Annotated in this window: 1 protein-coding gene; it reads left to right on the plus strand. The window is 43.6% G+C overall.

Annotation, left to right across the window (positions count from 1 at the left end):
• The first annotated feature begins 7 nt into the window (after positions 1-7).
• Positions 8-8,020, plus strand: coding sequence for a membrane-targeted effector domain-containing toxin (locus CKY02_RS21800; protein ID WP_420899241.1), 8,013 nt, complete (start codon positions 8-10; stop codon positions 8,018-8,020).
• Positions 8,021-8,101: the final 81 nt, after the last annotated feature.

The following is an 8,101-nucleotide window of genomic DNA, read 5'->3' on the forward strand; positions in this document are numbered from 1 at the left end:
TATGCAGGTGACGGTGGCAAAAGGGAAAGCTAACGTCACGACGACAGTAGGCAATGGCTTAAGTGTAACGGCTGCTCATGGTGACGCTAACATTAACACTCATGTGGGTGATGGTGTTTCGGTTAACGTGGCGTGGGGGAAATATAACGTCAATACCAAAGTTGGGCATGGCCTCAATGTTGCGGTAATGAAAGGCTTAGGTAATGCCAATATTCAAGTTGGTCATGGCTTATATGTTAATGCCTCTTATGCGCGCAACAACGTGGCGATTAAGATTGGTGATGGTGATTTTTACAGTTTGGCTGTGGCATCGAGTAATACAGAAAGCAACAAACTTACCTCTTTCTTCAACAATATCAAACAAACTGTACTCGGTGTGGGAGGCAGCCAGGCGATTAACTATCTGGTGCATGGGGATGAAGCTAACACATCGGGCACCCATAAAGGCAGAGGTGCGATTAACTTAACTGAAGTTTCCTCCATTGATGGTTTTAAGATGGATGAAATTAATCAAGTTGGTTCGGACTTAAACAATCGTCTGAGTAGTTCTGTAACAGCGGTAGAAGTACCTAATATTGACTCAATAGAAAATTCTTTAGCCAGTTCGTTGAATCGAAAAACGCGATCGGTATCAGATCGGAACGAAAATCTGATCGTCAATGGTAATTTTGAACAAGGTAATCAAGGTTGGCAGTCAACTAATGGTGTTGAGGCATACCATGCGGCGAGTGCTTACGGCCTTAATAATGCTGGTCATGGAAAACGAGTCAGTGAACTTGATGTGAATGTTAACACCACGCTTTCGCAGGAATTGCAAAATCTGTCGGAAGGAGAAGTGGTTTCACTGAGCTTTGACTTTGCAAAACGTTCAGGTCTTGCTTCAGGCGAAGGTATGGACGTGCTATGGAATGGTAAAAGTATCTTCACAACCTCTGGCAACGAAGTTGAGTGGCAAAATAAGGCACTACAATTAACCGCGCAAGAAGGTACTAACCGAATTGAGTTTAAAGGTACGGGCCAGAATGATGGGTTAGGCTATATCTTAGATAATGTCGTTGTAAAATCTGAGATGTCATTGATTTTGAATGGTGATTTTGAACGAGGTGATCAAAGTTGGCAATCAACCAATGGTGTTGAAGCATATTATGAGGCAAGTGCTTACGGCCTTGATAACGCAGGTCATGGCTCACGGGTCAGTGAACTTGATGTGGATGTCAGTACCACTATTTACCAGGATCTGAAAAACCGGTTTGAAGGTGAAGTCATTTCATTAAGCTTTGATTTTGCAAAACGTGCAAATAATGTTATGCCTAATGAAGGCATGGAAGTTATTTGGAATGGTGAAAGTAAATTTACCATTACTAATGGTGATACGGCATGGCAAAGTGAAACACTGGAATTAATCGCTAAAGCAGGTACTAACCGTATCGAATTTAAAGGTATCGGCGATAATAATGGTATTGGCTATATCTTGGATAACGTTGTTGCAAAATCTGTAGGTACATTGCCAGCCAATAGTGTTACTGAATATGCCAGGCAAGATCAGGCGGCTAAAAATGCGTTAAGTGATAAAGAAAAAGCCGAAAAAGATCGCCAGCTTCTGGAACAAGAAAAAGAGAAACAACTGGCAGCGATTGAAAAATCGAAATCTCAATTGGAATCAACGGATCAGGAAGCGCTTAACCAAAATGGGCAAGTACAGAGTGATGCGATAAAAGAAGAAGCTCAGGCAGTGACTGAAGAACTGACTTTAATCGCTGACAAATTTAAACAACTTAAAGATGAAACTGATGATAGTCGTGAGTTGGATAACCATTATCTCGACTACGCGGGTGGAATTTCTGAGGGCATCCAGAAGCGGTTGGATGATATCCGTCCGACATTAGAAAAACGGCTGGCAGAGATACATCGGGATACTATTGATACACAGCAAAAAGTAAAAGATGCTGTGGTGCTATCAGAAGCAGGTGCCGAAAAAGGTAAACAAAATCGTGATAAGGCGATTCTTGATGGTGTAGACGCACAATTCAAAGCAGATCAGAGAAAAGAAGAAGCACTTTCACAACAGCAGCAGGCAGAAAAGGCGAAGGATAACGCCAATATTGCGTATCAGAATGCAGAAAGCCGTGGTAAGCGTGATACCGTAGCGGCGGAAAGTAAAGCGGCTCAGACCCAAACTGATGCTAAAGGGGCGAAACTGAGTGACTCTAAACCTGCTCGTATTGGTGCAAGTGGCAGTGGTTTGTCAGGAGAAAAAGCCTATGAGTCAACGGGGGCGGGAGAAACCGGCAGCCATATTGATCCTGAATCGATGCCAGAAGCGAGAAACAGATATTATCAAGGACTGACCGAAGAAGAATTGCAAGCGTTGGAGAGTGCTAAACAAGCTGTTAGCCGGTTGCAGATCAACGCGGGAATTCGTGCAAAAAATACTGGTGTTTCGTTTATTCCTCGGTCTGTTGAAACACAATCTGACAGCATTGTGGCTCCTCTTTCACATGAGACGCGTGAACTCGTTAGAAAAGCGCCGATAATTTCTGGTATTAATCTGGAAGGATTGGGTGGCAGCAAGAAGAGGGCAGTCGATTCTTCCGTACTCAGTCGTGCACAAAAAATCGCCCATATCTACCGTTGGCTTGATAATGGTAACGATAATGTGTCGGACGAATATATTCCTGTTCCCGGATTTAAGCGTGTTAATGCAGATATTTCTGATAAAACCAGGCAACGGATAGTGACTTTTGTTGAACGGCATCTCAAGAATCCCAATGCCAAAAATAAAGTACCTGAAAATGAAATCACGTCTTTAGCGAAACTATTTGTTGACGCCACACTAGATTATGACTGGGATAAACGAGTTGAGTTTATTACAAAACTAGACAGTTATGGCTATAGCTTTGAACCTGCCCGCGATGACAAAAGTATTGTTTCATTCTGGTCCGGGAAGAGTTTTAGAAGTCATCGAGATGTTCTTGAGGCCGCTCAACCGGATGGTAAGAAAATTGTTTACGATGTTGATGTGCAGGGAAACGCTTTTGCGATTCAACTCAATCAGCAACTCATGCGTTGGGGAATTATGTACCTCGCCGATCCTGAAAATAGTGAACATAAAGCGCTAAGATCGGCAATTGATGCTGCTACGTATGGCAACACCGGTTTCTGGAGTTCCATCTATGCCGCAGGATCACGTGGTGATGTTTATTTGATCTCCGAGGGGGGATTACGTCTTGGCAACTATTTCTGGAATGTTGAATTACCTGTATTGCGTAAACTACAACGTGAAGGATTAGTCGGTAATATTCGATTGTTGGATAAGCCGGCAAGTGAATATAAAGGGTTGCCTACAGAGTCGATTGGCCGCAAATTAACAGAGGTGGGTATTGCTGTGCAGGCGCGGTTTGATGTTTTGACTATTGAAGAACAGAAAAAACGGCTGTTAGCTAACCCCGGCGGCTATAAAGCCGATACCGTTGTTGATCTCGATATTAAGCTTAGTGCTATCGACACGATGCTGAATCAAGCATTGCCGTTTTATGGATTACGTACAGAACGTAACATATTAGTGCAAAAGAGTGATGAAGGATTTGAGGTGCGTTCGTGGCCAGGTAATGGCAATGAATTTAAGAGAATTATTGTAAAAAATACCACCAGCAATAATCTGCTTAAAGCAGTTGAACGTTTTATTCTTGCTAATTACGACAATTATGCACAGTTACCTGATGAGTTATATTTCATTGAAGATCGGATTATATCTCATCATCAAGGACATACTCGAATTCTTACTGAGAAAGTGAATGGCATCTGGAAGCCCATACCAAAATTGATGTCGGTGAGTGAGTTCCAGCAAGCCGCATTTGTTGCAGGTAAAATTCGTGGTGACAGTTACCAAAAAGTGATTGATGCATTAGAGAGTTATCACAATGCCCGACAAGGAAGAAAAGACTATGAATTGGATGTGATTGGAAAATTATCCGATTTGCGCCAACAGGTTGAAGGATATCTCTTAGGTCATCCTGACTCAGGTCGTGTACCAGCAATGAAGGACTTATTGTCTCAAATTGACACGCGCTTTGAAGAGTCGATGGTGCTTGCTGAATCCACAGTGAGAATCCCAGAGCAAGGCGATTTCAGTAGTCTGTACGATAAGTTTGACAGTGCGAATCTCAAGGATTCAAAACATCTTTATATTGATGAAAATGGTGATTTTGTCACTCGGGGTAAGGCAAATATTCATATTAACCAGAAAGCGGAAAGTTCTGATAAAGCGGTTGAGCAAGTCAAAGCGGCGGTTATTAAAGAATATGGTCAAGATGTCTCAGATGCCGTCTTCTCGAATCTGAAAGCCAGCGATTTATCGATGGATGGTAAAGGCATTGATGTCTCTGGTTTAGGAAAAATCCATCAAGCGATTGAGCAGCATTTATCTCCGATAAGTGCCACACTGTTTGTTTGGAAACCAAGCGATCATAGCGAATTGGGTCACGTCGCCATGCAAATTGGTCAGGGACGTACGCATATTAATACTGACGACGCAGGTGCTATCAATGAGAAAAATTATGTCAGTTGGTGGCCGTCGTTGAACCATAAAACTCTTGAAGCAGATGTCGCCTTTGAAGAGCATGATAAGTTCGGCCTGAAAGATGGTGATCGTAAATTACAACGTTTCATTGAAAAGCTGCAATTGGCACGAGGGATAGATATAACCTTCAAAGATGTTACTGAAGGCTTTGCTATGATGGCATTGGCAAATCCTACGTTGTTGCAATCAGCCGACATTCCTGAGCAGATATACCAGCCATTTGTTGAAATGTGGAATGATCATCAATATGAGATGGCCGATGTTGGCAGACTTTTTGCGGAAGAATTGCGATATCAAGCCGATAAAAATGTACAAGACCCTCAACAGGCAGAAAAACGTGTTGCTAATGTCATTCGTGAATTTAAAGAGCGAGAGTTGGAGAATATTCGGGACTTTAAAATTAGCGAAGCCGATCAAGGGCGCGTATTCCGCATTAACCTTGAAGGTCTGGATGTGGCGGCAATGCAGGCGGAATGGAATAAAATCAGTAGCGACCCTAATAAGCATTATCAATTGCTGACGAATAACTGTTCAAGCATTGTTGCCAGAGTATTAAAAGCAGGGGGGGCGGATAAACTTGTCGGTCATAAGTGGCTACCAAAGTTTGGTACCTGGACGCCAACTGAGTTGTTTAACTATGCTCAGGCACTTCAGGAAGCTCAGCTTGAAACAATAGCGAAAAAACAAAACCACTCTCCTGTGGAAGATTTAACTGCGTTATCTGGCAAAAATAAGGCATTAGAGACAGTCGTCATGGAGAATGATAGCACTCCATTATTGAATGAACTTATTACCAAGGATGGTTTGCGTAAAGAGGCCAAAGTTTTTGCTAAACCGATAGGTCCTTCTTATCAGGCAATTCTGGACGAACTTGACCGCATTCATAACCTGACTGGAAACGAGCAGTTAGCCGCAGGCTTCGAACTATATCAACGTATTACCCGTTACCTTGATGCACATCCTGATTCCAAACGTAATACCGCCTTGAGCAACGTACAGACGCAACTGGGGGATATTATGTTTAGCGGTGCATTACAGGAGGTGCGTAGCCCGTTGCTGGAGATAGCTCAAACTCGACCTGAGATAGCATTACGGATCTACCAGATTGCCCGCAATGAAGTTCGTGGTGATACACCAGGACTGACAGATCTGATGGTGCGTTGGGTGAAGGAAGATCCTTATCTTGCTGCTAAGTTAGGATATCAGGGGGAAATTCCCGCCGATCTCGCTTTTAATCCTAAATTCCATGTGGATTTAGGTGATCAGTTTGATGATTTCAAACAATGCCTGAGTCGAGCTCAAGATAAGGGATTGCTGACTCATGCCCGGATTGATGAGCAGAATAAGCGGGTTCATCTCGGCTACAGTTATAATGAGCTGCTGGATATGACGGGATCTGAAGATGTGAAGATGGCGGTCTATTTCCTTAAGGAAGTCGCTAAACAGGCGGATCCAAATTTTGCTGGTTCACACGAAGCGATTTTACTTAATCGGTTTGCTAATCCTGCCTACTTGGTTCAGTTGGAGCGGGGTAGGTTGGCACAGATAGAAGCGATATATCACAGCTCCCGTCAAACAGATGTCGCGGCTTGGGACAAACAATATTCCTCAGACGCCCTGACACAACTCAACCGTCAGCTTAGTGACGGGGTAGATCTGAATAACCAGTTATCGGTGCTACTTAAGGATCGCCAAGGGTTGCTGATCGGTGAGAGTCATGGTTCAGATCTTAATGGATTGCGTTTTGTCAATGAGCAGATGGATGCGTTGAAAGCTCATGGCGTGACGGTTATTGGATTGGAGCATTTGCGTTCGGATTTGGCTCAGTCGTTGATAGATAAGTTCTTGGCAGGTGGAGATATGCCCGCTGAACTGGCCGCTATGATTGAGACCAAACATTTGCCTGTTGACTTATTTGCGCAGGCTAAAAGTAAAGGGATCAAAATTGTTGCATTGGATGACAACAGCACGACTCGTCCGGCAATAGAGGGATCACAACATGGCCTGATGTATCGTGCTGGTGCAGCTAATAATGTGGCGGTTGGGCGGTTGGGACAATTAGCTGAGGGAGAGAAATTTGTCGCCATTTATGGTGATGCTCATCTGCAATCCCATGAAGGTATTGATCATTTTGTACCTGGCATGACTCATCGTCTCGGTTTGCCGGCCCTTAAAGTGGATGCAAATAACCGTTTCATAGCTCAGGCGGATGATATTAGCCTGCGCAAGCGTTATGACGATGTTGCCAATGTGCCGCGCATTCAATTGCTTAATAGTTTGCAAGCCACATCAGCGGTAGAGTTAGTTCATAAGCCCGTTGAGCTCTGGCAAACAGTAGAGGTAATACCACAAACCGATGGTCGAGAGACCCGCTTTGATGGTCAAATGATTATCCAGATAGAGGATGATCCTGTAACAGCCAAAGCAGCGGCTAATCTGGCGAGTAAGCACCCGGATTCCAGCGTAGTTGTTCAGCTTGATTCTGAGGGTAAATACCGCGTTGTCTATGGTGATTCATCTAAATTTACACCATCAGACAAGTTACGCTGGCAGATTGTGGGGCATGGTCGTAGCGAATCAGAGCGGAATAACACGCGTCTGAGTGGTTACAGTGCTGATGAACTGGCAATAAAACTCAAACAATTCACTCAGAGCTTTGGTCCGGCGGGTAAACCAGACCACATTAGCATCGTGGGTTGTTCGCTGATTAATGATGACAAACGAGATGGCTTTGCTCGTCACTTCATCACCACCTTAAAAGGGCAAGATATTCACACAACTGTTTCGGCTCGTCGTAGTGAAGTTGCCGTTGATGTGACTGGCCGTAAATTTACCCAGAATGAAAATAATCAATGGATCAATAATCTGACTGATAACAAAGTCGTCTTGAGTTGGAATGAAAAAGGTGAACTTGAAACTCGTTCAGAGCGAGTGCGTCGCAATATTGCTGAAAGCGATATCAATCTTTCTCGTGTCGGTATAGCGGATACTGATACGCCACCTAAAGGTGCAATTGTGGATAATGCAGATATTTTCACTGCACCAGAGAAGCGCAAAAATAAAATTGAAACCGATTCAAGTCATGTATCGAATAACCAGCTAAGTTACTCAGGTAATATTCAGGTGGATGTGGGGAATGGTGAATTTACTGCGCTCAATTGGGGAACATCGAACGTTGGCATCAAAGTAGGTATTGGTGGCTTTAAGTCATTGGCCTTCGGGGATAATAATGTGATGGTGCACATCGGCAATGGTGATAGTCAACACAGATTCGATATTGCAGGTTATCAGGCGCTTGAAGGGGCACAAATGTTTATTGGCAATCGTAACGTCAGTTTCAATAAAGGCCGTAGTAATGACCTGATTGTGATGATGGATAAATCCCTGCCAACGCCCTGTCTTTCCTACACAAATATTGCCGGAAGTTGCATCTGCTTTTGAATTTTTGTATTTATTGTGGAATTCAACAATACAGCCTGTTTGAGGCCCGCTATGCCATTCTCAGCAAATGCCCATAAATGG

The sequence above is a fragment of the Photorhabdus bodei genome, from assembly GCF_003287735.1.
Lineage (GTDB): Bacteria > Pseudomonadota > Gammaproteobacteria > Enterobacterales > Enterobacteriaceae > Photorhabdus > Photorhabdus kayaii.